Here is a 24,979-nt window from a genome sequence, read left to right as displayed (position 1 = left end):
TCTAAATATGTCGGCATACCTTTTTCTTACACATCATCCAATAGATATATTCATGATCTACTCAAAAGTCTTATTCTATAAGCTTTACTTTTTCTTATCTGTCATTTAAAAAAAGATTAATCTATTGTTAACCTTGGCGTTATCGAACTTAAGATATATAGAAAGAGAAAGGACATTATTTATATAAATTTCCTATAAAAACTCTAGAAAACAGCAGGATTAAAAGTTTAAAGGCAAAACTAAGGAGTTACCGATGAAGAGAGTTTTTTCGACTGCTGTTACGATGTTGGTAAGTTTTGCCTTACCTACGACTGCTGAAGCTGCAATTATCAATGGTGGCTTTGAAAATGCCTTAGAGAACTGGCAAACATTAGGTGAATCAAGATTCGAGACCTCAGCTTTTGGTAGTCCAACAGTAGAAGGAAATTTTCAAGCTTTTCTATCAACGGCTTTCAACGAAGTTGTTGGCGTTGATGGAAATGGAAAAGAAATTCGAGGAGGAAATGCAGCTCCTGCCACTTACATCACTGGCATTGCTGAAAATTCCTTAGAAGGATTTTTGGGTGTATCGCAATTCTTTGGAGATGACTTTCTAGCAGAAGCAATTGAGGGTTCTGCTATTAAGCAAACCTTCACAGCAAATGCAGGACAAACTCTATCATTTTCTTGGAACTTCCTCACGAATGAGTCGGTAGGCAATGATGCCAATCCAGATTTTAATGATTTTGCTTTCGCAACCCTGAGTGATAACTCTCAAAACTTGTTTTTCAGGTTAGCTGATACCACCACAACATTTTTAGCTAACGGTTCCAATACCAACTTTTTTGAAGAAACGGGATTGAAAACTTTTTCCTACACCTTGCCAACTGATGGAGAATACACTTTAGGTATTGGGGTTGTGGATGTCGGTGAACCAACAGTTATTTCAGGGCTACTTATTGATGGGGTTGGGGTGCAAGCGATTCCTGAAACAAGTTCAACAGTGGGTTTCCTGCTTTTAGGAGCTGTAGGAGCAGTTTCTGTCCTCAAGCGTAGCCGAAGGAAAACTCTCAACGGATACGTTGAGAGGGGAGTAAGCAGCAATTAACAGTTACCAGTTATCAGTTACCAGTGACCAGTTAATCCCCATGAATAAACTCGCTGTGGATTTTGACTCTTGATCAACTTTTTTCTTTTTCCACAAATGAATTTGGGGGCTTTGTACCCCAAGCGCTCTGCAGCGAGAAGTCTATCTATTACCTGGTCACTGTTCACTGTTCACTGTTCACTGATTCGGTAATATCATGTCCGGTTGAAGACTTATTATTAAGGCAGCAGAGGGGCAAGGAGGCAGGGGAGCAGGGGAGAAGATTTTAAGGTTTTTGCACTCCTGCACGGAAGAATAACTAATTAACCGGACTTGATATTACATTTGGTTTTAACCTCAAATATGTACAATAAATCATCGAAGCATCAAAGGGGAAAGTTGTGTAGCGAATGATGCTACACAAATACTCATTTTTCACCGCTTCTAACGTGCTTAGATGATACAAATTTTTCATGCCATAATAGTAATCGGGAATTATTGCCTATTTTTGCCATACTAAGGTCAACAACGCAACGTGACTTGCCAATGCACTACACTCAATGTATCAGTGACGCGTGAACCCAAGCAATTTATCGCCTCACTCGTACGGTTAGGCAAGTACAAGTTGACAAGCGAAGTCGTCCGCGAATGGGTGCGCCTACTTCAGCCGCAGGTACAGTGCCGAACTCCCATAAGCAAAATGCTCAAGAATGATCTCAAGGAGAAAGGGCACTCATGAAGGACGAGCATCAATCAAACCCCTTTCCTGGACCAGGTGAGATGAGGGCACGTATGCGTGCTTTCGACTGGGCAAGCACAAGAGTTGGTCCTGTCGAGGAGTGGTCGCAAAGCCTGAAAAGTAATGTCAAAACCCTGCTCGCGTCACGGTACCCGATGATCCTGATCTGGGGCCCCAATTTTATTCAGTTCTACAATGACGCCTATTCCAAGCTGATCGGTGATAAGCATCCTGCCGCTCTCGGTACCGATATTAGAATTACGCTAGCCGAGGCGTGGGACACCCTTGGTCCAATGATTAACGAGGTCATGGCAACCGGCGTGGCGAACTGGGTTGAAGCACAGATGCTTGTCTTGGAGCGAGCAGGATACCGTGAGGAGTCCTACTTTAGCCTCTCTCATGCCCCCGCTGAGGACGATTCAGGCCACATTGTGGGTATGTTTGGCGTTTGCAGTGAGGTGACGCAGCAGGTTCTGGGCGAGCGGCGGTTACGACTGCTTCGGGATCTTGCCTCGAAAGCAGGCGAGACGCGGAGTGTAGAAATGACGTGCCAGGACGTAGCAGGAGCGATCGCAGAACACCCGCTTGATGTGCCGTTTGCGCTGATTTACCTGCGTGAGCCAGATGGAAAAACTCTCACACTCCGCTCTTGTGTACAGATACCGGAGGGAGAAATACTTAGCCCAGTTTCTTTGGATATTACAGCACCAGGAACAGATGTATGGTCGCTGGCACAAGCAGCGACAGGTGAAACTGTCCTTGTTGAAGGTGTAGAACGGTATAGTTCACTACCAGGTGGTCCTTGGAACGAGCCAACCCGTGCTGCTCTTGTGATGCCGATCGCTTCATCAAGTCAAACGGCACCCCTTGGCGTTCTGGTTGCTGGAGTCAGTCCTAACCGAGCGATCGACGAAGGTTACAGATCGTTCTACGAACTGCTTGCGGCTCAAGTATCCGTTGCTGTGCGTAATGCACAGGCGTACGAGGAGGAGAAGCGGCGGGCTGAAATGCTTGCCGAAATTGACCGGGCAAAAACCGTCTTCTTCTCGAACGTCAGTCATGAGTTCCGCACCCCGCTGACTTTGATGCTCGGTCCGTTGGAAGACGCGCTTTACGACCCGCAATTACCATCACCTCAGCGAGAGCGCATTGCCGTTGCTCACCGCAATAGTCTAAGACTACTGAAACTTGTCAATACGCTTCTTGACTTCTCGCGTATCGAAGCCGGTCGAATGCAAGCCGTCTACGAACCTACAGATCTGGCGGCGCTGACGACGGATCTTGCAAGTGTATTTCGGTCAGCGATCGAGAAGGCAGGGTTACAATTGGTGGTTGATTGTCCGCCCTTGAACGAGCCAGTTTATGTAGACCAGGACATGTGGGAAAAAATTGTCCTTAACCTACTCTCGAACGCTTTCAAATTCACGCAACAAGGTCACATTGCGGTTCGCCAACGTGTGGTTGGGGAAAACATTGAGCTTCAAGTCGAAGACACAGGTAGCGGTATTCCTGAGTCTGAAGTGAGCAACGTCTTTAAGCGGTTCCATCGCATTGAAGCAACCCAAGGTCGAACCCATGAAGGCTCTGGGATAGGTCTTGCGCTTGTGCAAGAACTCGCCAAACTCCATGGTGGTAGTTTGCGTTTACAAAGCGTTTATGGTCAAGGAAGTACTTTTACTATCTCAATCAAGCGAGGCAAGCAGCACCTCCCCTCTGACCGAATAGCAAGTGGAAGCACACTGACCCCTACAAGCATTCGAGCCGACGCATTCGTTGAAGAAGCGCTGCGGTGGTTACCCGATGATATGGACAATGTGGAACCATCGGAGATCCATGAAATGCAGGGTTCGCGACCTCGGGTACTTCTGGCAGACGACAACGCAGATATGCGTGAGTATGTGCGAAAGCTTCTGAGTACAGAATATGAAGTTGTTGCTGTTGCAGACGGCGAAGCAGCCCTAGCAGCAGCACACCTCGAGGTGCCAGATTTGGTGCTCAGCGATGTGATGATGCCGAAACTCGACGGGTTCGGGCTTGTTGCCCAGCTTCGCGCTGACGAGCGTACACGTTCTGTACCAATCGTGCTTCTTTCGGCTCGTGCGGGTGAAGAATCGCGTGTGGAAGGACTTGAGGCGGGAGCGGATGACTATCTGGTGAAGCCGTTTAGCGCTCGAGAACTCTTAGCTCGTGTAAAAGCAACATTGGAAACAGCCCGGCTGCGGCAGGAAGCCGCCCGCTCCCGCATGGAGATTGAAGCGGCTCAGGAACGGGCAGCCATTCTTGAACGAGTCAGCGACGCCTTTTATGGTCTTGACCGACAGTGGCGATTTACGTATGTGAATCGGCGATGTGAGGAGTACCTCGGCAAAACACGCGAAGAGTTGCTCGGAAAAGTACTGTGGGAAGTATTCCCTATGGTAGTTGGCTCGCTGTTTGAAGAGCAGTATGAGCGGGCAGTAAGCGAGCAGGTAACGGTACACTTTGAGGTGCTGTCCCCTTTCTCCAATCAATGGCAGGAAGTGCATGCTTACCCCTCTGCTGACGGGCTTTCGGTGAATTTCCGTAATATCACTGGGCGCAAGGAATTAGAGGAGCGGCGCGAGGCGCTTTTGGAAAGCGAACGAGCAGCTCGTGCAGAAGCAGAGCGAATTGGGCGTCTCAAGGATGAATTCCTCGCAACCGTTTCCCATGAGCTGAGGACACCGCTGAACGCAATCCTTGGTTGGTCTCAGCTTTTGCGTAAGAAAACGCTTGGTCCTGCGGAATTTAGAAAGGGGCTTGATACCATTGAGAGAAACTCTCGAGCGCAAGCACAGATTATCGAAGACCTTCTCGACATGAGCCGAATCATTTCGGGCAAGCTTCAACTTAACGTTAAGAATGTCAATCTTCGCTCAGTGATTGAAGCGGCGATCGAATCTCTCCTTCCCACTGTGCAAGCGAAGGACATACGGCTTCAAACAATTTTTGATGTGCTTCCTAGTTCCATAAATGGTGATCCAGGGAGACTCCAACAAGTCGTGTGGAACCTCCTCTCTAATGCCATCAAATTTACCCCTAAAGGTGGAAGGGTGCGGGTGTCGCTTGAACAGGTGAACTCATATGTTGAGTTAACAGTAAGCGATACAGGTCAGGGCATAAAGTCTGAGTTTTTGCCATACGTTTTCGACCGTTTTCGGCAAGCAGATTCTTCTACAACACGAAAGTTTGGCGGTTTGGGGTTAGGGCTTTCAATTGTCAAGCAACTCGTTGAGCTTCATGGAGGAAGCGTACAAGCAACAAGCCCTGGAGAGGGACAAGGAGCGACGTTTAGTGTAATGCTTCCGCTTGCTTTAAAAGAAAGCGAGAGTGATGAGCAAGCAGTTGAACAAAGTTTTGATGATCACACGCTAATGACAAGCAAAGGTATCCAAAAGAACCTTGAATATACGAAGGTTCTCGTAGTCGATGATGAAGTCGATACTCAAGAGTTGCTAAAGAGAGTCCTTGAAGAGTGCGGAGCTAACGTCCTGACCGCTTACTCGGCAGATGAGGCGCTTGAGCTTGTACAAAGGTACAAACCTAATGTAGTAGTCAGTGACATTGGTATGCCCGGAAAAGACGGGTATGATTTTATCCGCACACTACGGGGGCTTCCATCGGATATGGGAGGAAATATTCCGGCTGCAGCAGTCACTGCCTTTGCTCGTTTTGAGGATCGAATTCGTGCCTTACGCTGTGGTTACCAAACGCACGTTGCTAAGCCAATCGAGCCCGCAGAACTGATTGCGGTTGTTGCATCTCTGGCTGGTCGTCATGACTGATACATTTATACAGAGGGATTGGATGGCGATTAGCTAACTCTTATCCCGGAACAGCAGGCACCTCTCGAAGCAAGTCGGGTTCGTTGTGTATAAATGTAATTTGCAATGTCCCTAGTAGCTCTTTCTTTTTCAACCTCGAGCCATTAGGACCCATGAGTTGCTCCAGGCTCTCTTGGCTCAAATGCAGACCTGTCTGTTGCAGAGATGCAGCGAGTTTGTCCAAGTTGGCACTCGGCACCTCAAAGTTAATGCACGTTAAGATGTTCGAGTACAGGTGGAAGTCAGTAATCCAAGCTCCTGCTTGGTTAATCGCCTCACTCACACAAGCAGTCATCTGAATCCGTTCTGCTTTGGTAAAGCCATCTAGGCGTAAAAAGTGTTGCTCAAACACAAGCTAACCTCCGAAGTAAATCATATTATCATGTCCGATGAAATAAGCATTCCAATGTATGAGTGCCGACCGTCAAAAGGTTATATCCTGAGCGTTATGAATGTTGTCTCTTTCAGGTGATTGGGAACGTTAGGCTGATGCACCATCTTTTAAGTTAGTCTGATTTTCAATTAATTCAAAAAATTGCTCTATCTGTTTAGTATCACGAATGTGATAAACATTTTTGATGCTTTGAGCCTGCTCGATATACTCACGATATTTTGGGGTCAAATATTTGTGACATAACCAAAGCACGCGGTAGCTAGTAAGCGAACTCCTCAATATTGGGCTCTTGGAGGGCCAGCCTTCTGGCGGTTTAAAGAAACCTGTGATGAGTCGTTTAGTTACCCACCATCCATGTACATATATCGGTAGATCAACAAAAACCAGACTATCCGCCTCGTCCAATCGTAGCCAGACGGTTTCCATGCAACCAAACCCGTCAATAATCCATCGGTCAGTAACTAAAATTTGCTGATGAGCCCGCTTATACTCTTCATGTGGAACCTCAGTGCCCCCTGATTGATATTGAATCTTATCCAAGGCATAAAGTGGCAAACCAGTGATTTGGGACAATCTCTTGCTTAGAGTTGATTTACCGCCTCCACTATTGCCAAACACCGCTACTTTTTTCATCGTCACTCTCCTTTTAGTGCTATCTACGTCACCTCGTAGACTAAATTGAGTTATCAAACCCAGCAATCCCAGTCCTTAGAATGCCTAACAAATGCTTGTACCGGACAGGCGATCGCCCTTTGGGCGGCTCCTCTGAAGCATCTTATACAGCAACGGAGGGGCGGTTGCCCAAGAAATTCGTCGGCGTTGCCTAACCTTCCCTCAGTTACGTATATTAGTTTGATAGTTTTGACAAGACTTCACCCAACTGGGTGACCTAACTGGGTGAGTAGACTTCACCGAACTACAAAACCCTGTATCTAATTGGATACAGGGTTTGTTTTATCAACATAAAAGGTAGTTGTCTAATGTAGTACCGTAGAGGCGAACGTAGCAAGAGCAATCTTGGCTATGTTTACCCTAAGTTAAAGGTCTGGTTTTTGCAACCATCTGGCGACCATACCCGCCAAAACTCCACCTAAAATTGGGAAGACGATGAAAATCCAAAGCTCACCCAGTGCCCAACCCGGAGTGAAAATAGCGGTAGCTAATGAACGCACAGGATTGACACTTGCATTTGTTACGGGAATGAGGATAAGATGTGCTCCTGTGAGCGCTAAGCCTATGGGGATGGGTGCAAAAAGCTTAAGAGCGCGAGAAGATGTGACGCTCAAGATGACCAGGACAAAGCCAAAGGTCACGACAAATTCGGCTAATGCACAAGCCCACCAGCTATACTGACCAGGGGAGTGAATGCCAACCCCATTAGAACCAAAGTTCGCTGCTGTTGTAAACTCAGGTTTACCCAAGCAAATCAAAAACAGGATAGTAGATCCCCAAATTGCGCCGACAACCTGACCCCCGATATATGGCAAAACGTCCCGCAAAGGAAACCGATTAGCTACCCAAAAACCAATTGTGACTGAAGGGTTGATATGACATCCGCTGATATGACCAAAAGCATACGCAGCACTCAACAAGCTTAAGCCAAAAGCGATCGCCACCCCAGTAACTCCAACCCAAGGTACTGTACCAGAAATAACCGCAGTACCCACGCCCATCAGAACCAACCAAAGTGTACCTAGAGCTTCCACAAAACATCGTTTTGCTAACGAGTAATGATTCATCACAGACGTCCAGACCTGTTTCTACTACAGTTCACCATATCTGGCTCGACGCGATTGATAGTTGTGGACATATTAACCAGGCGTTCCAGGTTATCAAATACAAATTTACTCAGTCAAGAGTTTCCACGCCTGACGCTTAGAGTCAAGCTTTCGCCGCACCTGTAATGTATCTATCTGTGGCATATGCAACTCGACTAATTCCACTGTTTCCCGAACCAGTTCTTGAAGTGCATTAGCTGCAGAATATGCGGGTGTATGAAACAGGCTTTCAAGCCTTAAGGATAAGTTATCGGGAACAATATTCATTTTTTCGATAAATTTGCCCATTCTTTTAAACTGAAATGTCGAGTAATACAATCGGTTCAGCCCGGAAAGAACCCCAAGAATGTTTTGTGCAGCTTCAACGAGTATCTGATGCTGCCACAATGTAGCATCCCGTGTTGCAAAATAGTCTTGTTGCAAACCCCAAAGAGGGAAAAACTGTAAATGCCTTTCTACCATCGCCTGTGCTAGTGCGTCTGGGTAGCTAGCGGCTATGCTCTGCCATTTTTGGATTAATTCTTCTCCGTGCAAGGGAATGCAAATGAGAATTCCAGACAATGCTTTTTGCATAGGAGAGGTAACATCAAGCTCAGTCAAAATGGTTGCCATATCCTGCTCCCACGTAGCTATAGTTGTGTGACCAATTTGGCATTCTACACCGTTGACAAAATAAGCCTCTACTAAAGCGCCATAACTCCTGTCACCGAGAAACCAGATGCGCTCTGAGCCGTGATTTTGCTGACGTGCAATTTCTAGTTCTTCTTCAGATGGGAGTTCTTCATAATAAATGCTCATGTCTATATCTGAGTAATAGTCACACTGCCCTTCAGCAGCAGAACCTGTAACCATTGCTGCTTTTGCTTTAGGGTTACTGATATAAGCCTGAACATTGTGTTTTGCCAGTGCCAAGAGATAACTGCTTGCAGATTTCATCTCTTCAATGTGTTGCATTACGCTTTTCAATTAAATACAATACACGAGAATTGTAGGGGCACAGCAATGCTATGCCCCTACCCGTGGTGTACGCAACTGCTGCCTCTAATGTCAAAATTAGGACAGTACTCTCCAAGTATACGTTTCCTGTCTTTACCAGCTAACGAAGAAATCACAAAAAGCACTCAGAGGTAAAATTCCCATGCAACCCATAGGGAACATGATGCTTTAGATGCAACCTGGCAATAGGTCCCTTATTAAAATCTTTTGCATCCAAAATCACTACATCTGAGCGATGGTACTCGGAGTCATAAACCAAAGCCAGCACCCAGCCATCATCTTCCCTTTCAGAGTTAGGACGCGGTACAAAAACTGGCTCGCCAGTAAAACCACGCGGTGCAGCACTCCAAATTTGTCGTTCTCCCGACTCTAAATCAACTTTGACCAATGCTTGTGGGGGAGCAGTACCCGTTGCAGCATGAGCAGCACAAATATAAAAATAACGATAAGGATGACCAACTTTTTGCGGATGCATACTGGGAAAGTCACAGTGACGGCTATCGAGCAATTCCCTTTGCACTGTCTTATCCTTGAGATTGAGATAAAACCGCCATAATTGTCCGGGCTTGATAGCATCAAAATCGACTTGTCGGAAATCGCTTTCTGGTTCTAAAGTCGTTGGTATAGATTCGTAGCAAATCGAGTCAACTACAACTTCCTCCCCCATTTCATAAGCATTAACGTGGTGGAAGATAAAACCAGACTTAGCTTCTAGAGTTTGAACTCCCTTTGCTTCGGGGTCACGAGGAATGATGGTAATGCGAGTTGGTTGATGTGACTGAAATTTCATACAATCGGCAACAGCACGCATTCCCAAAACAAAAGGAATGACATCTAAGACAACAGGATTTTGAAAGAATATGCAGTAATTAGGGGTAATGGTAAAGTCGTGAATTGGGGCGAAACCCGGAACACTATGAGCAGACTTCCTAACCATAGACCCTTGGAGATCTTGCTCGAAAATCGTGATCTTGCTAGATAGCCCGAGTTTCATTGAAAAGTTCACTAAGCACGGTTCACCACCTTTTTGAGCGCAACTGGGATCTAACCGGGGATGCGCGCCAAAACCTTCTCCTTCTGACAAAACACCTTTAAAGCGTTCTTTGCCCAAAGTTTCCAACGTATAGGGATCAAGGCGATATGGCTCGGCTCCTTCCCAAAGTGCCAAGAGTTTACCCCCCCAGTAAATCACATTGGTGCTGGCAGTATTTTTGATTTTTAAGTCGAAGGCGTTAGATAGCCAACCACCAGGTTTTTGGGTTCCAAACACACCCCGATAAAGAATTTTGCCAGCTTTTTGCTCTTCTAAATACTCTTGAGTATGGATAAAGCGGTTGCGGAAGTGAGCATGACCATTGGAGAAGGTGATCCGGCAAATCATTCCATCTCCATCAAAAGGGTGATGAATGCGTTGTCCATTGATATCTAGCAAACCGGGACCATTCCGAAACAACGTACCGTGCAAATCTGGCGGAATTTGTCCTTCTACATCATCAATCCAATAATCAAACTCCTGCTTTAGGGATTCATATCCTCCCTGCCAATCTTCGTGAGTGTAAGATTTATCAGAAACTGTGGAGACACCTTTGTGAAGTTGAAAACTCTGCATATGTGTATATATTGAGTTTGGTGTATGAGTTCACAAGCAGTTATGACGGCACTGCAAAACGCATCGTGTAGCAACGGATGATTTAACAACCGTTGCCTTATTTATTTGTTTATTTGCTATTCAACTGGTTCAGACTCTGGCTGTCGCACCATCAAGTTTATTTGCTATTCAACTGGTTCAGATTCTGGTCGTCGCACCATCAACTTAGATATGAATTCAGGTAAAAATGATTGTTCCCTACTCTTTGTTGAAGTTGGTTGCAACTTTGATGTTGTTGGTGTCTCGGTTTGGGAGTCGGCACCAGGTAGCCAGTTAATAAATGGCAACGGTAGCAACGTGCTGAGGTTAGTAATGATGACCAACAGCCATAGGGAATCAAAGTTAGTTGCGGTGATGCCCAACAAATACATCAATCCTGCCCCCAATTGGTGGGACACCAGTCCAGCCAAATTTGTGACGGACATCAACAGGGCAAATAATGTCGCTTCTATTCCTTTTGGACAAAGCCTCGCCGCTAATACCAATACTGGCATATAAGCAATTTGCCCCATCACAGTCAAAATGAGGCTATCACCCAAACTGAACCAGCGGTCATCTATACCTAAAGCACGGTTAGCATGAGTCACCAACAGCAGCATGGTCATTCCCAGTGCTGTTGAGAATACAATACTCCAAGCAAAAATGACGCGAAAGGGAACGGTTTTGAGAAAGCGTTGAAAAATCCAAACACCAACAAGGGAAGCAACGCTTGTCACCAAACGTACTCGTCCCAGAAATTCTGGTTCAAAGTGCAGTTCATTGGTTGTGAAGAAGAAAAAAGCGGATTCGGCGCTTGGTGTCGCTAGCGAAATAAAGAGAAATACTGTCGGTAGCCAAATTGCTTTTTGAGTAACGGCTGTGCGTAGTTGTTGTAGCTGATGCCTAATTGACTCGAAATTTGAATGATCATCCTCGCTGGCGTCTTTGCTTACGGGCGGCTCAGCAATCAACCATGCAACGGCGGACACCAGAAGCGGAAATGAAGCAGTAATCCAAAAGACAGTCCGGGTAGTGAAATGCTCTAGGAGCATACCGCTGAAGTAGGCTGTTATCAACCCTCCTAAGGCTGTAGTTCCCCAGGTTAGGGATTGAAGAGAACCAGCTTGGGCTTGTGATTCGGCTCTTGCCCTTTCGACAACCAGTGAGTCAACAATCACATCGCTAACGGCGACGGAGAGGGAACCAAGGGCGATCGCCACCACAGCGGCGATGGGTGTGTGAACTATTGTTGCAAGACTCACCCAAGAAATCGCTCCCAGTATCCCAGATAAAACTAGGTATGGACGCCGTCGGTAGCCGAATATGGGCAAGCCATCAGACATGAAACCATATAGTGGCTTGATAATCCAAGGAAGGACAACAATCCCTAATAAAGCTGAAACTTGCGCCGGGGTTAACCCCAGTTCATCTTTAAAGAAGAAGCTGATGGCAAGACGTCCCAACCCTAAAACGCCTTGAACAAAGTAAACGGTAAGAATAGCGACTAACTCGGTAGTCGGTTCGTTACCGAAAAAAATCTTTTCTTTTACTGAGTCTTTGACCTTGGACAAGCCAGAGGAGGAAACCAGCATTGATAAATTATTTTTAAGATTTATCGACTTTTATATATCATAGCTATTTTCTCAGAGTCACGCTGTGGCTCGCCGAGCCACAATTGTCTCAACTCTCTTTACCCAAAGCTATCACGGCATTCTGCCCTCCAAATCCAAAGCTAAAACACAGCACATTGTGAATTTTCCTTTGACGCGCCTGTCTCACCAAATTCAAATCAAATTCCGAATTGCTTAGCCCAACACAAGGTGGTAATATTTGCTGCTTCATAGCCATCAGTGAAAGAGCGACGCCCAAGGCTCCTGATGCTCCTAGCGTATGACCTGTTGCCCCTTTTGTAGAACTCACTGCCACGCTTTTCGGAAATAAACGCTGTATCAAGATACTCTCAATGCGGTCATTAAGGAGAGTGGCTGTACCGTGAGCATGAATATAATCAATATCATTTGGACTCAGGTGACTGCGGTCAAGACATTGTTTCACGGCGGCGATCGCACTCTTGGCTTCTGGTTCTGGAGCATTCGCATGATATGCGTCTGCTGTCAAGCCAAAACCCAGAATTTGACCATAAACTCTTGCTTGGCGTTGATGTGCCAGTTGGGCTGATTCTAGAACAAATACCGCGCCCCCTTCGCCTAACACCAAGCCTTCACGGTGTAAATCAAACGGATATGCTCCGGTTTTCGCCAAGGCTCCCATTTGCTGGAACCCAGTTATGGTAAGGGGTGTAATCGGTGCTTCCACTGCACCAGCAATGACCCTTTGACATTGCCCAGTTTGGATAAGTAAAGCAGCTTGTGCGATCGCCCAAATTCCGGTAGCACAAGCTGCCATCGGTGCCAAAACAACTCCACAAGCACCTATTTCCCGTGCAGCTGCAATGGCATTCATATGAGGCAAGGTTTCCAACCAATTCTCTAAAGAAGATGAGGCACATGAGGGACTAGTACCTTCCTCATCCCCCCTATCCCCCACTCTCCTGTCCATCTGCCGCGCCATCTGCTCCCACAATCCCTGATAGCTACGACTCGAACCAATCACAACCCCACAATCTGGCAAAGGTGGAAACAATCCTGCATGTTTCAAAGCAGATGTAACAACCGACTGAGTCAGCACTCTCATGTGTGCTGGTTGTTTCGCAATCATTCCTAAAGGACGTGGTTCGAGTTCTGAAAATGGTTGATGCCATCTTATTCCAGATTGACCTGCTATTAACTGTTGCCAACTGTCCTCTAGGTTTTTGCCCAAAGCGGAAACTAGACCAATACCAGTGACAACAACAGCGACCAATTTCGTGGTTTACGGAGTAGGTGATTTGGAAAAGATAAAAAATATGAAGAATACAAGGAGGATGAGAAGATAATGGGAGTCATTTCTCCCCCTGCTCCCTCATCTTCCTCATCCTCCTCATCCTCCTCATCCCCCTTATCTTCCTCATTTCTAGTTGCTACTATCCAGCGTTTTTCAGATTTTCTGCGCCTTGGGTGACTTTAGCAGAATCAATGCGATCGCCCTGCTGAATTTTGTTCACCACGTCGAATCCGTTAGTCACATTGCCAAAAACAGCATAGCTACCATCCAGAAAACCCAAATCGGCTAAAGCGAAGTAAAACTGCGAGGAAGCAGAATCAGGCATTTGCGATCGCGCCATTGCCACTGCACCCTGCTTGTGCTGCAATACAGGTGGCTGAGTAACACCAGCCGCTTCTAATGTTTTGCTGTAAATCGGTTGCTCTGCGCCTTTTGGCTTAATCTCTAAAGGTATATACCGAATTTTTCCAGTTTTTGGATCGGTAAAACTTCCTGTTCCCAACCTATTTGCTGGAACTTTCGGGTCTTTACTTTGGGGATCGCCTCCTTGAACCACAAAAGGTTGGGGTTGGCGCACGACTCTATGAAAAACCAAGCCATCGTATACACCCTTTTGGACTAAATCGACGAAGTTACCAGCAGTAATTGGGGCATTTGTACCGTCTACTTCGATAGTGATGGGTGAACCTTTGACAGTCATAACCACCGTTGCTTTTCCTTCGAGTCGTGGTAAATCTTTCATTCCAGGAATACTCTCGCTTATATTTTCAGATACAGAGGTCGCCTCTGTGCTTGCCGTGTTAGCTGTATGAGTAGTTGTCTCGGCGGTTGAATTGGTGCTTGCTTCGGTAGCTGTGGATGTTGGGGAAGAATTAGAAGCAACTTGCTGTGTGGAACAGCCCCCCAACATCAACGCACCAACAATCATGAGAGTTACTAAAAATTGGGGAATTTTTAACCGCATTGCCAGTTACAGATACAACCACAGTATCTTAGCTTCTAAAGTCCTTCTAACGGCACACCCAAAAAGCGAGCTAACTCGGCACCTTGAACTTCTAACTCTTGTAACGACAAAGGTTGACCAACCCGTGTCAAGGGAATGTCTCGGCGACCCTTAACGCGTAGGTAAAGTGCGCGACGAGGATTAATACCTTCTCTGGCGTCAACTCGCACACATTGCACATCTTCTATACGGCAGTCAAGCTCAATTCTGCGGTTTTTCCCAGGATATCCCCAACGGAAGATTTTAATTGTGCCATTTTGGCGGTCAAACTCGTTGTATCCGCCTCCCACGTTCCATAAAACCGTCAGCCACAGGTACAAGGCTAAAAGTATGCCAGCAGTACCGTAGAACCCCATAACCAAACCTTGTGGGACGAAGGCAAGTTGAGTTGGGTCGGAAACTAGGAGTAAATTAATTTTGAGGTAGCTGGAAATACCAGCAAGCAAAAAGCCCGTGGCTCCTATAGAAACGACAGTTGCCCACCAGTAGTTGCTAAACCGACGAGAACCGAGAACCTTCTGATGTAAGACGCTTGAAGCAGAGCGATCGCCGTTTGGCGACTCACCTGTGTTAATGGTTGTTGATGCCGTCATGAACACTACCTTGGTGCGTGAGATCTTCCCTTTACAAAGTCTGCCATTGCAGCAGATGTATTGCAAGTTTAGCGAATTTCCACGCCTTCATTACCGAGTACCAAGCAATGAGTGGAAAAGGACTTACTCAGTTCACTCAGCACTTATTGCTCAGAACTTTAATTTTTAAGTTTTCTGAGAAAAGTTATGTCAGATTGTAAAAATTCTGATATTAATCATAAGTAGTGGGTTGAAGCTTTATACCTGATTTTTTCTGAAAATCAGGCACAAAGCACGACTAATGTGATAAGTTAAGAATCATTAAGTTTCTGCAAGCTGGATTACCAACTCGTGGAAACTATTGCGACACTGATATGAGAATTGCCGACTCAAAAGGCGGTAAGTTCTCATAATGCCCAGCAGCCTTAAACTGGCTGTAAGTGTCATAAAAGAAGTTAATTCCTCAAAAAAGTTGCAATTTTAGTAAAAAAGAGGATTTTAGTCCGATGACCATCGCAGTTGGACGCGCCCCTAGTAGCAGAGGGTGGTTTGACGTTCTCGACGACTGGTTGAAGCGTGACCGTTTCGTGTTCGTAGGTTGGTCAGGAATATTACTATTCCCCTGCGCCTTTCTAGCACTTGGCGGTTGGCTGACCGGTACGACGTTTGTAACGAGCTGGTATACGCACGGCTTAGCCTCATCGTACCTGGAAGGCTGCAACTTCCTAACAGTAGCCGTATCTACACCAGCAGACAGCATGGGACACTCGCTGTTGCTGTTGTGGGGACCAGAAGCACAAGGGGACTTCACCCGTTGGTGCCAATTAGGTGGGTTGTGGACATTCGTGGCGCTGCACGGAGCATTTGGTCTGATTGGCTTCATGCTGCGTCAATTTGAAATCGCACGTTTGGTAGGGATTCGTCCTTATAACGCGATCGCATTTTCTGCACCAATTGCGGTATTCGTCAGCGTCTTCTTGATGTACCCCTTGGGACAGTCTTCCTGGTTCTTCGCCCCCAGCTTTGGAGTGGCAGCAATTTTCCGCTTCCTGTTGTTCTTGCAAGGGTTCCACAACTGGACACTCAACCCCTTCCACATGATGGGAGTAGCGGGTGTACTTGGTGGAGCACTGCTGTGTGCTATCCACGGTGCAACAGTAGAGAACACCTTGTTTGAAGACGGCGATGCAGCGAACACCTTCCGCGCCTTCAACCCCACCCAAGCCGAAGAAACCTACTCGATGGTGACGGCAAACCGTTTCTGGTCACAGATCTTCGGGATTGCCTTCTCCAACAAGCGCTGGTTACACTTCTTCATGTTGTTTGTGCCAGTCACAGGCTTGTGGATGAGTGCAGTTGGTATTGTCGGTTTGGCACTCAACTTGCGGGCATATGACTTCGTGTCGCAAGAATTACGTGCGGCAGAAGACCCAGAGTTTGAAACTTTCTATACCAAGAACATTTTGTTGAACGAGGGTATCCGCGCTTGGATGGCTCCTCAAGATCAGCCTCACGAAAAATTTGTATTCCCAGAAGAGGTACTACCACGTGGTAACGCTCTCTAATAGATCTGTTGTTGCAGGTGGTCGTGATCAGGATTCCACCGGTTTTGCCTGGTGGGCTGGTAACGCTCGTCTGATCAATCTTTCCGGTAAGCTTTTGGGCGCTCATGTTGCCCACTCTGGCTTGATTGTATTTTGGGCTGGAGCGATGACCTTGTTTGAAGTCGCTCACTTCATTCCCGAAAAGCCCATGTACGAGCAGGGTTTAATCCTGCTTCCTCATATAGCAACTCTCGGTTGGGGTGTTGGTCCTGGCGGTGAAGTTATTGACACCTTCCCCTACTTTGTTGTAGGCGTACTGCACCTCATTTCCTCAGCTGTACTAGGTTTTGGCGGTATCTATCACGCTATCCGTGGTCCAGAAACCTTAGAAGAGTACTCCTCTTTCTTTGGTTACGACTGGAAAGACAAGAACAAGATGACCACCATCATCGGCTTCCACCTGATCATTTTGGGATGTGGTGCGCTGCTGTTGGTGCTGAAGGCAATGTTCTTCGGTGGTGTGTACGACACTTGGGCACCTGGCGGTGGTGATGTTCGCGTCATTACCAACCCCACACTCAACCCGGCGGTTATCTTTGGTTACTTGCTGAAGGCTCCCTTCGGTGGCGAAGGTTGGATCATCAGCGTCGATAACATGGAAGATATCATCGGCGGTCACATTTGGGTTGCCTTCATCTGCATTGCAGGCGGCATTTTCCACATCCTGACCAAGCCCTTTGGCTGGGCACGTCGCGCCTTAATCTGGTCTGGTGAGGCATACCTCTCCTACAGCATCGGCGCTGTGTCCCTGATGGCTTTCATTGCCTCGATCTTTGTTTGGTACAACAACACCGCTTACCCCAGCGAATTTTACGGTCCTACCGGTCCAGAAGCTTCTCAAGCTCAAGCTCTGACCTTCTTGATCCGTGACCAACGCTTAGGTGCTAACGTCGGTTCTGCTCAAGGTCCCACAGGCTTAGGTAAATACCTGATGCGCTCTCCTTCTGGTGAAATCATCTTCGGTGGTGAAACCATGCGCTTCTGGGATTTCCGTGGTCCTTGGTTGGAGCCTCTACGCGGTCCCAACGGTCTTGACCTGGATAAAATCAAGAACGATATTCAGCCATGGCAAGCTCGTCGCGCTGCTGAGTACATGACTCATGCTCCTTTGGGTTCTTTGAACTCTGTAGGTGGCGTGGCTACGGAGATCAACTCCTTCAACTACGTATCTCCTCGTGCTTGGTTGGCATGTTTCCACTTTGTCGTGGGTTTCTTCTTCCTGATTGGTCACTTGTGGCACGCTGGTCGCGCCCGTGCTGCTGCTGGTGGTTTCGAGAAAGGTATCAACCGCGAAACTGAGCCAGTGTTGTCCATGAGGGAACTCGACTAATAGATTTCTTTCATCACTGACAATCACATAACTCAAAGCTCCTGTGTCAAAGCGGGAGCTTTTTCTTAGGGACTTCCAATTAAAAAAATCTTCAATTTGTTGTGATGCACCGAAACAATGGTGGGTTACGGCGCACTTTAGTTATCTGTAAAACCTCAACCCTCGTGCGCCGGAAGCCCCCGTACATAATGGATAATTTATTTTTTGGTACTCCCTTAGCGATGAATAATCAAATATAAATTAATAAAAAACCTTTTATCATTCGCAATATTTATACTTCATACTAATTTCATGACTGAGAAATTTACAATGACTGCTACTGAAGTTTTATGGGGGTGTGTATTATGGAAGATTATTTTCCAGATACCTTGCGATGGACAAACGAAGCCCAAGCAAAGTTGAAGAGTATTCCCTTCTTTGTCCGCGCCCAAGCTAAAGCACGAATTGAACAGCTGGCTCGTCAAGGGTCGCAAGAGATTGTGACAGCTGAGTTGGTTGAGCAAGCTAGGATTGAGTTTGGGCAGTAGAAATGAAACAAGCCCTCCAAAAATAATACAAACAACCCTGGTTTTCATTTCACTTCCCCTCACAGGGACGGAAACTCTATCTAAATGGAGGAATGAACAATATTAGGATTGAGGATTGAGTTAAATTAAGTCAGAGGAATGACTCTGCGGCTTAGTTTAACAAATCCCCATATACTTTTCGCCCTTCTTAATGGCAAGATAACGAGGTATCTAGAAATAAGGTAAAAATATTTAGTCCAAAGCCAAAACAGAAAAGAAACTTAAATAAATTTGTATTTGTTTTTTCAACTAGAGTATTACCATCAAAGGTTTTTGGATCTTTAAGGCGGTTTAGTGTTGCAAAAGCCAATACCCCAAACGAAGCAAACCGAATACACCATTTAATAAATGGTATGGACTGGGGGAAAAAGATATCACATCCGCATTTTATCAATAGAGCGCATAAAAAACCCATCGAAGTGGATACAAGAATCAAATAGAGGGCTTCTTTACGCCCCTTCTCTGCTTCGCTGATAAGGTGGTTATAAAACTCTCTACGCTCTTCTTGTGCATCACGCTTTTCTTGTATATCAAGCTTTTTATCACGCTCAAGCACTTCGTTTAAAAATTTATCCGAATCGCATAGTAATAGAATTACGTCTTGTACCTGCCTCATAACAGTTTCACCATGATATTGGCATGGAGCTTTAGCTTGACTCATGAAGTTACGGTAAAATTGCCATCATTTTTTATACACAGTGATAAAACCAAATTCCGTAAAGGGTCTCAAAATACATAACTAACATAAAGTATGGACTATACTCTGTGGTTGAAGAAAGACAGAATTCCCAAAAAGAAGAGATAGCAAGCATTCTCAAACCCGCAATGCAGGTTTTTCCACGTATCTTGCCTCAATGCCCTCACGGGGATGGAAACATAATAAATCACTGCTTTTTCTTCTATTGAATTCATTTGAAAATGGCTAAAAGAGTGAAGAGCGAGAAGTTTTTATTCCTCACTCTTCCCATCTATCAAGTCATCGCGGGGGTCAAACAATCGTCACAAGTTAAATCGGAAGATTGCAAGACTACATCAACGCATTTCTGACACTCGCAAAGATTGGCATTTTAAGTTAGCCCATAAGCTTTGCAATAATGCAGGAATGATTTTTGTTGAAGATATCGATTTCCGTGTGTGGGCTAAAGGGATGTTCTGCAAGTATACTCTTGATGCTGGATTTGGGCAATTTGTCTCAATCTTGCAATGGGTATGTTGGAAACGGGGGGTGTATTTTGCGAAAGTAGACAAGGACTACACATCTCAAGTTTGCCCTCAATGTGATGCCCACACGGGGAAAAAAGAACTGAAGGATAGGGTTCACAACTGTCCTGAATGCGGCTACACGACACATCGAGATGTGGCAGCCGCACAAGTGATCCGTAACAGAGGGGTCAACGCGCTGGGACGCAGCGTGGAACAAAATGCTTGTGGAGACGGTCTGACGGGGACTGGTGACAGTCTAGTTAAGAGTCGAAGAGACAGCGAAGTTGGGGTTACGAGGCACGGCTGAAGCCTGCCTCGTAACATCCGCATGAGTTTCCCCGTCGCTGTCTTCGCGGGGAGTACGTCAATTAATACGCATCCATTGGCAGACAAGAGCAAACAAAATTCCTATCCCCATAGGCGGAGTCAATACGACCTACACTGGGCCAGAATTTGTGTTCGCGAGTCCACGGTGCAGGGTAAGCAGCTTGTTCCCGAGAATAGGGATGATTCCATTCTCCAACAATGAGGCTTTCTGCTGTATGGGGTGCATTCTTCAAGACGTTGTCTTCAACATCCATTTTGCCTGATTCAATTTCCGCGATTTCTTGACGAATGGCAATCATCGCATCGCAGAAACGATCTAACTCCTCTTTGGATTCGCTTTCTGTGGGTTCTACCATGATTGTACCTGCCACGGGCCAGGAGACGGTTGGCGCATGGAAGCCGTAATCCATCAAGCGTTTGGCAACGTCATCGATTTCGATAGAAGCAGATTTTTTGAGGGAACGCAAATCCAAAATGCACTCATGAGCAACTAAACCATTTTTCCCTTTGTACAAAACCGGATAGTAAGGCTCAAGTTTCTTGGCGATGTAGTTAGCATTGAGAATTGCCACTTTGGTTGCTTCGGTCAAACCATCTGCACCCATCATGGCAATATACATCCAAGAAATCACAAGGATGCTAGCACTTCCCCAAGGCGCAGCAGCGATCGCACCAATGTTTTGTTCACCGCCCATTTCCACAACAGCGTGTCCGGGGAGAAAAGGTACGAGATGGGAAGCGACGCCAATCGGTCCCATACCAGGACCACCGCCACCGTGAGGAATGCAGAAGGTTTTATGCAGGTTCAAGTGACAGACATCCGCGCCGATATCCCCAGGACGACAAAGCCCCACTTGAGCGTTCATATTCGCCCCATCCATGTAAACTTGTCCACCGTGAGCATGAACAACAGCGCAAATTTCCTGAATTTGCTCCTCGAACACACCGTGAGTTGAGGGATATGTCACCATTAAAGCTGCAAGTTCTTTGCTATGCTTTTGAGCCTTAGCCTTGAGGTCATCTAAGTCAACATTACCCTCAGAGTCACAAGCAACAGCAACCACCTTCATCCCACACATCACAGCACTTGCAGGATTTGTCCCGTGTGCCGATGTAGGAATTAGACAGACGTTGCGGTGTGCTTCAGAGCGGCTTTCGTGATACTGTCTGATGACCAGTAACCCCGTGTATTCGCCCTGAGAACCAGCATTCGGTTGCAGCGAAATCCCCGCAAACCCCGTAATTTCAGCTAACCATTCCTCAAGCTGCTGGAACAGGATTTGATAACCTCGTGTTTGCGACAGTGGTGCAAAAGGATGTATTTTGCCAAACTCAGCCCATGTTACTGGTATCATTTCAGATGTCGCATTCAGTTTCATCGTGCATGACCCCAAGGGAATCATCGATGTCGTCAACGACAAATCCTTAGTTTCCAGCTTGTGTAAGTAACGCAACAACTCAGTTTCTGAGTGATAGCGGTTGAAGACGGGATGAGTTAGGTAGCTGGTGGTGCGGGGCTGAGGGAGGTGGGGAGATGAGGGAGTGAGGGAGTGAGGGAGTGAGGGAGATGAGGGAGATGAGGAGCAAAATACTTCTTCAAGGGTAAAGGGTAGTTCATCGCCAAGAGCGAAAATTTCTAGCAGATCGATTAAGTCTTTTTCTGTAGTGGTTTCGTCTAGAGATATACCTACAGTCGTGGCATTGAAAATGCGTATGTTAATTTTACGTGCTTCGCAAGCTTGTAAAAGCTTATTTAAACTGCGTTTTCCTAAATCTACTCGTAGGGTATCAAAAAAATGTTCGGAACCGATGCTGTAACCCAGACGCTTTAATCCTTCCGCTAGGATCACAGTCATCTGGTGGATATCCTCGGCAATTCTTTTTAACCCAGCCGAACCGTGGTAGACAGCATACATACTTGCCATCACTGCCAGCAACACCTGTGCTGTACAAATATTACTGGTCGCTTTCTCGCGGCGGATATGCTGTTCGCGGGTTTGCAAGGCAAGACGCAACGCAGGTTTACCCTGAGCATCTTTTGATACACCTACAATCCGCCCTGGAACCTGCCGCTTATACTCTTCCTTGGTGGCAAAGTAAGCTGCGTGAGGTCCACCGTAGCCTAAGGGAATACCGAACCGCTGAGTGCTTCCCACGGCAATATCAGCGCCAAATTCGCCAGGGGGTGTTAGCAAAGTTAGACTTAAGGGGTCTGCAGCTACCGTTACCAATGCTCCCTCAGCATGTGCCTTTTCTACAAAAGCGCGGTAGTCGTAGATTGTGCCATCAGTGGCGGGGTATTGGAGAATTGCCCCAAAAATAGGCTCAGAAAAATCAAAGGTTTGATGGTCACCGACAATAATGTTAATTCCCAAAGGTTGGGCACGTGTTTGCAACACGTCTATGGTTTGGGGATGACAGTCACGAGAGACAAAATAGGTATTTGCTTTATTTTTGCAAACACCGTAGCTCATGCTCATCGCTTCTGCTGCTGCTGTGGCTTCATCTAGCAATGAAGCATTGGCAATTTCCAAACCTGTTAGGTCAATAATCATGGTTTGGAAATTCAACAGCGCTTCTAGTCGTCCTTGGGCAATTTCTGGTTGATAGGGAGTGTATGCGGTATACCAACCAGGATTTTCGAGAATATTGCGTGCAATTACAGGTGGGGTGATACAGTCGTAGTACCCCATGCCAATAAACGAGCGGAAAACTTGATTTTTGGAAGCTATTTCCTTCAGCTTAACAAGTGCTGCGTACTCACTTTGTGCTTCTGGTAACTCTAATGGGCGAGATAACCGGATTCCCTGCGGTACTGCTTGGTCAATAAGTTCATCAAGAGGCGAAAAACAGTCAGAGGATTCTCCCGTTTTATGGCCTTTGATATACTCCAATACCTCTAGCATTTGCTGGATGTCATTGGGTGATGGTCCAATGTGGCGTTCTCTAAAAGAACTTATTTGAATTTTTTCCCCCAGCATCTGCTGATGGTTTGATTTGGGACGAGGAACATTGAGTACCACAAATTGCTCTCCAGACGCGACTACTTCATATTTTGCAACAAGTATCTTTGACGCGTTGGCTATGTGTGATTAATTTATCTAAATTTTTTGATATTTTTCCGGAGGAGACGAAGGGGGGAGGAGTTTCTCTCTTATCCCCACGGCCGTTGGTACAACGGGGGGAACCCCCCGAGGTTTACCCGGAGGGAAATTCTCCTCTCCTGACGGAGACGCTGCGCGAAAGCAACTTCTGTGCGCAACGCACTGCCTCCTCATTTCCTCTACCCTTCTATCTGGCTACTATACTCACCTGCAGTCAAGGCATCATCAATGTCACCAGGATCGTTGACGCGTACTTTCAGCAACCAGCCTTCCCCATAAGGATCTTCTGCCAATTGTTCGGGTGATTCTATCAAGGCTTCATTACGTTCTATGACTGTACCAGTCACTGGGGAATTAAGGTCTTCCACAGCTTTCACCGATTCAATTGTGCCAAAGGTGTCTTCCTTGGTGACAGCGTCGCCGATTTCTGGGAGTTCCAAAAACACAATGTCACCCAATTGATCTACGGCAAAGGCGGTAATGCCAATGGTGGCAATTTCGCCCTCAAGACGCACGTATTCATGAGTATCCAGGTATCTTAAATCTTCAGGATATTCAAAAGACATACCACTTCCTCTTCCACATCAACAAATTACACCCCTAAGCGCGATTAATACCATATTTGTTTGAAAGCTTACCAGTTCCAAGCAATTAGCCCTAAGTGTAGATCACTCAGTACTTAGCACTGGGTATTCAGCACTGTTCGGTCGATTAACCACACAGGGGATTAAGTCACTGACAACAGATTATTCCTCAAAAACCTGAGCGGTTATCAGTTATTAATCCGATTTTTTGACCGATAAAACGGACGTTTTACCACAACCGCTGGGTAAGCTTTACCACGAATTTCCACTTCTAGCTGCTGACTAACAGTTGCTAGTTCGGTGGGAACGTAGGCTAAGGCAATGGGATAACCAAGCGTTGGTGATAGTGTACCACTAGTCACTTCTCCAACTACCATACCTTGTGATAGTACTTGGTAGGCGTGACGGGCAATGTTGCGTCCTTGCAGTTGCAAACCTACCAGTCGGCGTTGAACTCCATTGGCTTTTTGCCGTTCCAAGATTGACCGACCGATAAAGTCACCTTTCGTGTCAAGATGAACCAGCCAACCTAAACCAGCTTCCATTGGGGTAGTCGTGTCGTCGATATCTTGCCCGTAAAGTGCCATTGCTGCTTCTAGCCTTAGGGTGTCTCTCGCACCCAGTCCTGCCGGAATGACACCCGCTTTGACTAGACTTCGCCATAATTCTAGCCCAACATCTGGATCTACCATCACTTCAAAGCCATCTTCCCCAGTGTAACCTGTGCGGGCAATAAATCCTGGTTTACCCAGTACTGTCGCCTCCAAGTGTCCAAATGCTTTGACTGGAGTTAAGTCTTCTTGCACAAAGGACTGAAGGATGCTACTAGCTTTTGGTCCTTGCACGGCAATTAACACTTTTTCAGGTGAAATGTCTTGGAATTTCATCTCATTCTGGTCAAGGTGTTGCAAGAGCCATGCTTTATCCTTACTAGTGGTAGCAGCATTGACAATCATCACTCCCCGTTGTTCACCAGTGCTGTCTTCGCCTTGGTAGTAAAAAATGATGTCGTCGATGATGCCAGCTTGAGGATTTAATAATACAGTATATTGCGCTGCCCCTTGCTGCAAGCGGCTTAAGTCTGAAGGAACTAAATATTGGAGTTGCGAAATCAGGTTTTTCCCTTGGAGGGTAAATTTGCCCATGTGGGAAATATCAAACATTCCTGCTGCATTTCTGACAGCTTCATGTTCCTGAAGAATGCCAACAAACTGCACCGGCATTTCCCAACCGCCAAAGCTGGTGAGTCGTGCTTTCAGTTCTTGTGCAAGTTCATATAAAGGCGATCGCGCTAAGGATAAGGCAATTTCTTCTTGATTAGCCACAGGTCTTTTTGTTATCGTTGGTCAACTGTGTATAAT

General features: G+C 46.3%; 20 protein-coding genes. 7 read left to right on the top strand and 13 right to left on the bottom strand.

Annotation, left to right across the window (positions count from 1 at the left end; translation table 11 throughout):
* Positions 1-253: 253 nt before the first annotated feature.
* The 3 genes from AACT52_RS12515 to AACT52_RS12505 all read left to right on the top strand — a co-directional run bounded on the left by AACT52_RS12515 (position 254) and on the right by AACT52_RS12505 (position 5,608).
* Positions 254-1,087 (top strand): hypothetical protein, encoded by an 834-nt coding sequence (locus AACT52_RS12515; protein WP_073626510.1) that lies wholly within the window; start codon positions 254-256, stop codon positions 1,085-1,087.
* Positions 1,088-1,634: 547 nt separating this feature from the next.
* Complete coding sequence (locus AACT52_RS12510) at positions 1,635-1,805, top strand: ribbon-helix-helix domain-containing protein (RefSeq protein WP_158054476.1); 171 nt, start codon at positions 1,635-1,637, stop codon at positions 1,803-1,805.
* Positions 1,802-5,608, top strand: coding sequence for an ATP-binding protein (locus AACT52_RS12505; RefSeq protein WP_073626508.1), 3,807 nt, complete (start codon positions 1,802-1,804; stop codon positions 5,606-5,608). The genes AACT52_RS12510 and AACT52_RS12505 overlap by 4 nt, the downstream gene beginning before the upstream one ends.
* Before the next feature lie 40 nt (positions 5,609-5,648).
* On the opposite strand, the gene AACT52_RS12500 is transcribed toward AACT52_RS12505, so the two are convergent.
* The 9 genes from AACT52_RS12500 to AACT52_RS12460 all read right to left on the bottom strand — a co-directional run bounded on the left by AACT52_RS12500 (position 5,649) and on the right by AACT52_RS12460 (position 14,921).
* Positions 5,649-5,999 (bottom strand): hypothetical protein, encoded by a 351-nt coding sequence (locus AACT52_RS12500; protein ID WP_073626506.1) that lies wholly within the window; start codon positions 5,997-5,999, stop codon positions 5,649-5,651.
* 129 nt (positions 6,000-6,128) lie between these two features.
* Complete coding sequence (locus AACT52_RS12495; protein WP_073626504.1) at positions 6,129-6,674, bottom strand: adenylate kinase; 546 nt, start codon at positions 6,672-6,674, stop codon at positions 6,129-6,131.
* A gap of 404 nt (positions 6,675-7,078) precedes the next feature.
* A complete protein-coding gene (gene aqpZ, locus AACT52_RS12490; RefSeq protein WP_073626502.1) occupies positions 7,079-7,780 on the bottom strand; it encodes an aquaporin Z in 702 nt (233 codons plus the stop codon).
* 105 nt (positions 7,781-7,885) lie between these two features.
* Positions 7,886-8,773 carry a hypothetical protein gene (locus AACT52_RS12485; RefSeq protein ID WP_233153757.1) on the bottom strand — a complete coding sequence of 296 codons (888 nt, stop codon included), beginning with the start codon at positions 8,771-8,773 and terminating at the stop codon, positions 7,886-7,888.
* A 154-nt stretch (positions 8,774-8,927) separates the two neighbouring features.
* Positions 8,928-10,424, bottom strand: coding sequence for a carotenoid oxygenase family protein (locus tag AACT52_RS12480; protein ID WP_073626500.1), 1,497 nt, complete (start codon positions 10,422-10,424; stop codon positions 8,928-8,930).
* 164 nt (positions 10,425-10,588) lie between these two features.
* Positions 10,589-12,034 (bottom strand): folate/biopterin family MFS transporter, encoded by a 1,446-nt coding sequence (locus AACT52_RS12475; RefSeq protein ID WP_073626498.1) that lies wholly within the window; start codon positions 12,032-12,034, stop codon positions 10,589-10,591.
* 88 nt (positions 12,035-12,122) lie between these two features.
* Complete coding sequence (locus AACT52_RS12470) at positions 12,123-13,304, bottom strand: beta-ketoacyl-ACP synthase (protein ID WP_073626496.1); 1,182 nt, start codon at positions 13,302-13,304, stop codon at positions 12,123-12,125.
* 160 nt (positions 13,305-13,464) lie between these two features.
* Positions 13,465-14,289, bottom strand: coding sequence for a peptidylprolyl isomerase (locus tag AACT52_RS12465; protein ID WP_073626494.1), 825 nt, complete (start codon positions 14,287-14,289; stop codon positions 13,465-13,467).
* A 35-nt stretch (positions 14,290-14,324) separates the two neighbouring features.
* Positions 14,325-14,921, bottom strand: coding sequence for a photosystem I assembly protein Ycf4 (locus AACT52_RS12460; protein WP_073626492.1), 597 nt, complete (start codon positions 14,919-14,921; stop codon positions 14,325-14,327).
* Positions 14,922-15,406: 485 nt separating this feature from the next.
* On the opposite strand from AACT52_RS12460, the gene psbD reads away from it, so the two are divergent.
* The 3 genes from psbD to AACT52_RS12445 all read left to right on the top strand — a co-directional run bounded on the left by psbD (position 15,407) and on the right by AACT52_RS12445 (position 18,361).
* Positions 15,407-16,465 carry a photosystem II D2 protein (photosystem q(a) protein) gene (psbD, locus tag AACT52_RS12455; protein WP_073626490.1) on the top strand — a complete coding sequence of 353 codons (1,059 nt, stop codon included), beginning with the start codon at positions 15,407-15,409 and terminating at the stop codon, positions 16,463-16,465.
* Entirely contained in the window at positions 16,449-17,834 is a 1,386-nt protein-coding gene (gene psbC, locus AACT52_RS12450; RefSeq protein ID WP_073626488.1) for a photosystem II reaction center protein CP43, read from the top strand. Before psbD ends, psbC begins: the two co-directional genes overlap by 17 nt.
* A 344-nt stretch (positions 17,835-18,178) precedes the next feature.
* Entirely contained in the window at positions 18,179-18,361 is a 183-nt protein-coding gene (locus AACT52_RS12445; protein ID WP_073626486.1) for a PCP reductase family protein, read from the top strand.
* Between the two features lie 187 nt (positions 18,362-18,548).
* Here AACT52_RS12445 and AACT52_RS12440 read toward each other — a convergent pair whose 3' ends face one another.
* On the bottom strand, positions 18,549-19,061 hold the full coding sequence (locus tag AACT52_RS12440; RefSeq protein WP_073626484.1) for a hypothetical protein: 513 nt from the start codon (positions 19,059-19,061) through the stop codon (positions 18,549-18,551).
* A 309-nt stretch (positions 19,062-19,370) separates the two neighbouring features.
* Here AACT52_RS12440 and AACT52_RS12435 point away from each other — a divergent pair, with 309 nt between their 5' ends.
* Complete coding sequence (locus tag AACT52_RS12435; protein ID WP_272937050.1) at positions 19,371-19,910, top strand: RNA-guided endonuclease InsQ/TnpB family protein; 540 nt, start codon at positions 19,371-19,373, stop codon at positions 19,908-19,910.
* Positions 19,911-19,971: 61 nt separating this feature from the next.
* Here the strand turns inward: AACT52_RS12435 and gcvP are convergent, their stop codons facing one another.
* From gcvP to gcvT, 3 genes are all read right to left on the bottom strand, one after another.
* Positions 19,972-22,953: an aminomethyl-transferring glycine dehydrogenase gene (gene gcvP / locus AACT52_RS12430; protein ID WP_073626482.1), complete on the bottom strand. Its 2,982-nt coding sequence runs from the start codon at positions 22,951-22,953 to the stop codon at positions 19,972-19,974.
* 260 nt (positions 22,954-23,213) lie between these two features.
* Positions 23,214-23,600 (bottom strand): glycine cleavage system protein GcvH, encoded by a 387-nt coding sequence (gcvH, locus tag AACT52_RS12425; RefSeq protein ID WP_073626480.1) that lies wholly within the window; start codon positions 23,598-23,600, stop codon positions 23,214-23,216.
* 206 nt (positions 23,601-23,806) lie between these two features.
* A complete protein-coding gene (gene gcvT / locus AACT52_RS12420) occupies positions 23,807-24,943 on the bottom strand; it encodes a glycine cleavage system aminomethyltransferase GcvT (protein WP_073626478.1) in 1,137 nt (378 codons plus the stop codon).
* Positions 24,944-24,979: the final 36 nt, after the last annotated feature.

The sequence above is a fragment of the Scytonema sp. HK-05 genome (assembly GCF_963872035.1).
GTDB lineage: Bacteria > Cyanobacteriota > Cyanobacteriia > Cyanobacteriales > Nostocaceae > Kalymmatonema.
Note: the sequence above shows the minus strand (reverse complement) of the source record. Positions and strands in the feature narration are given on the sequence as shown.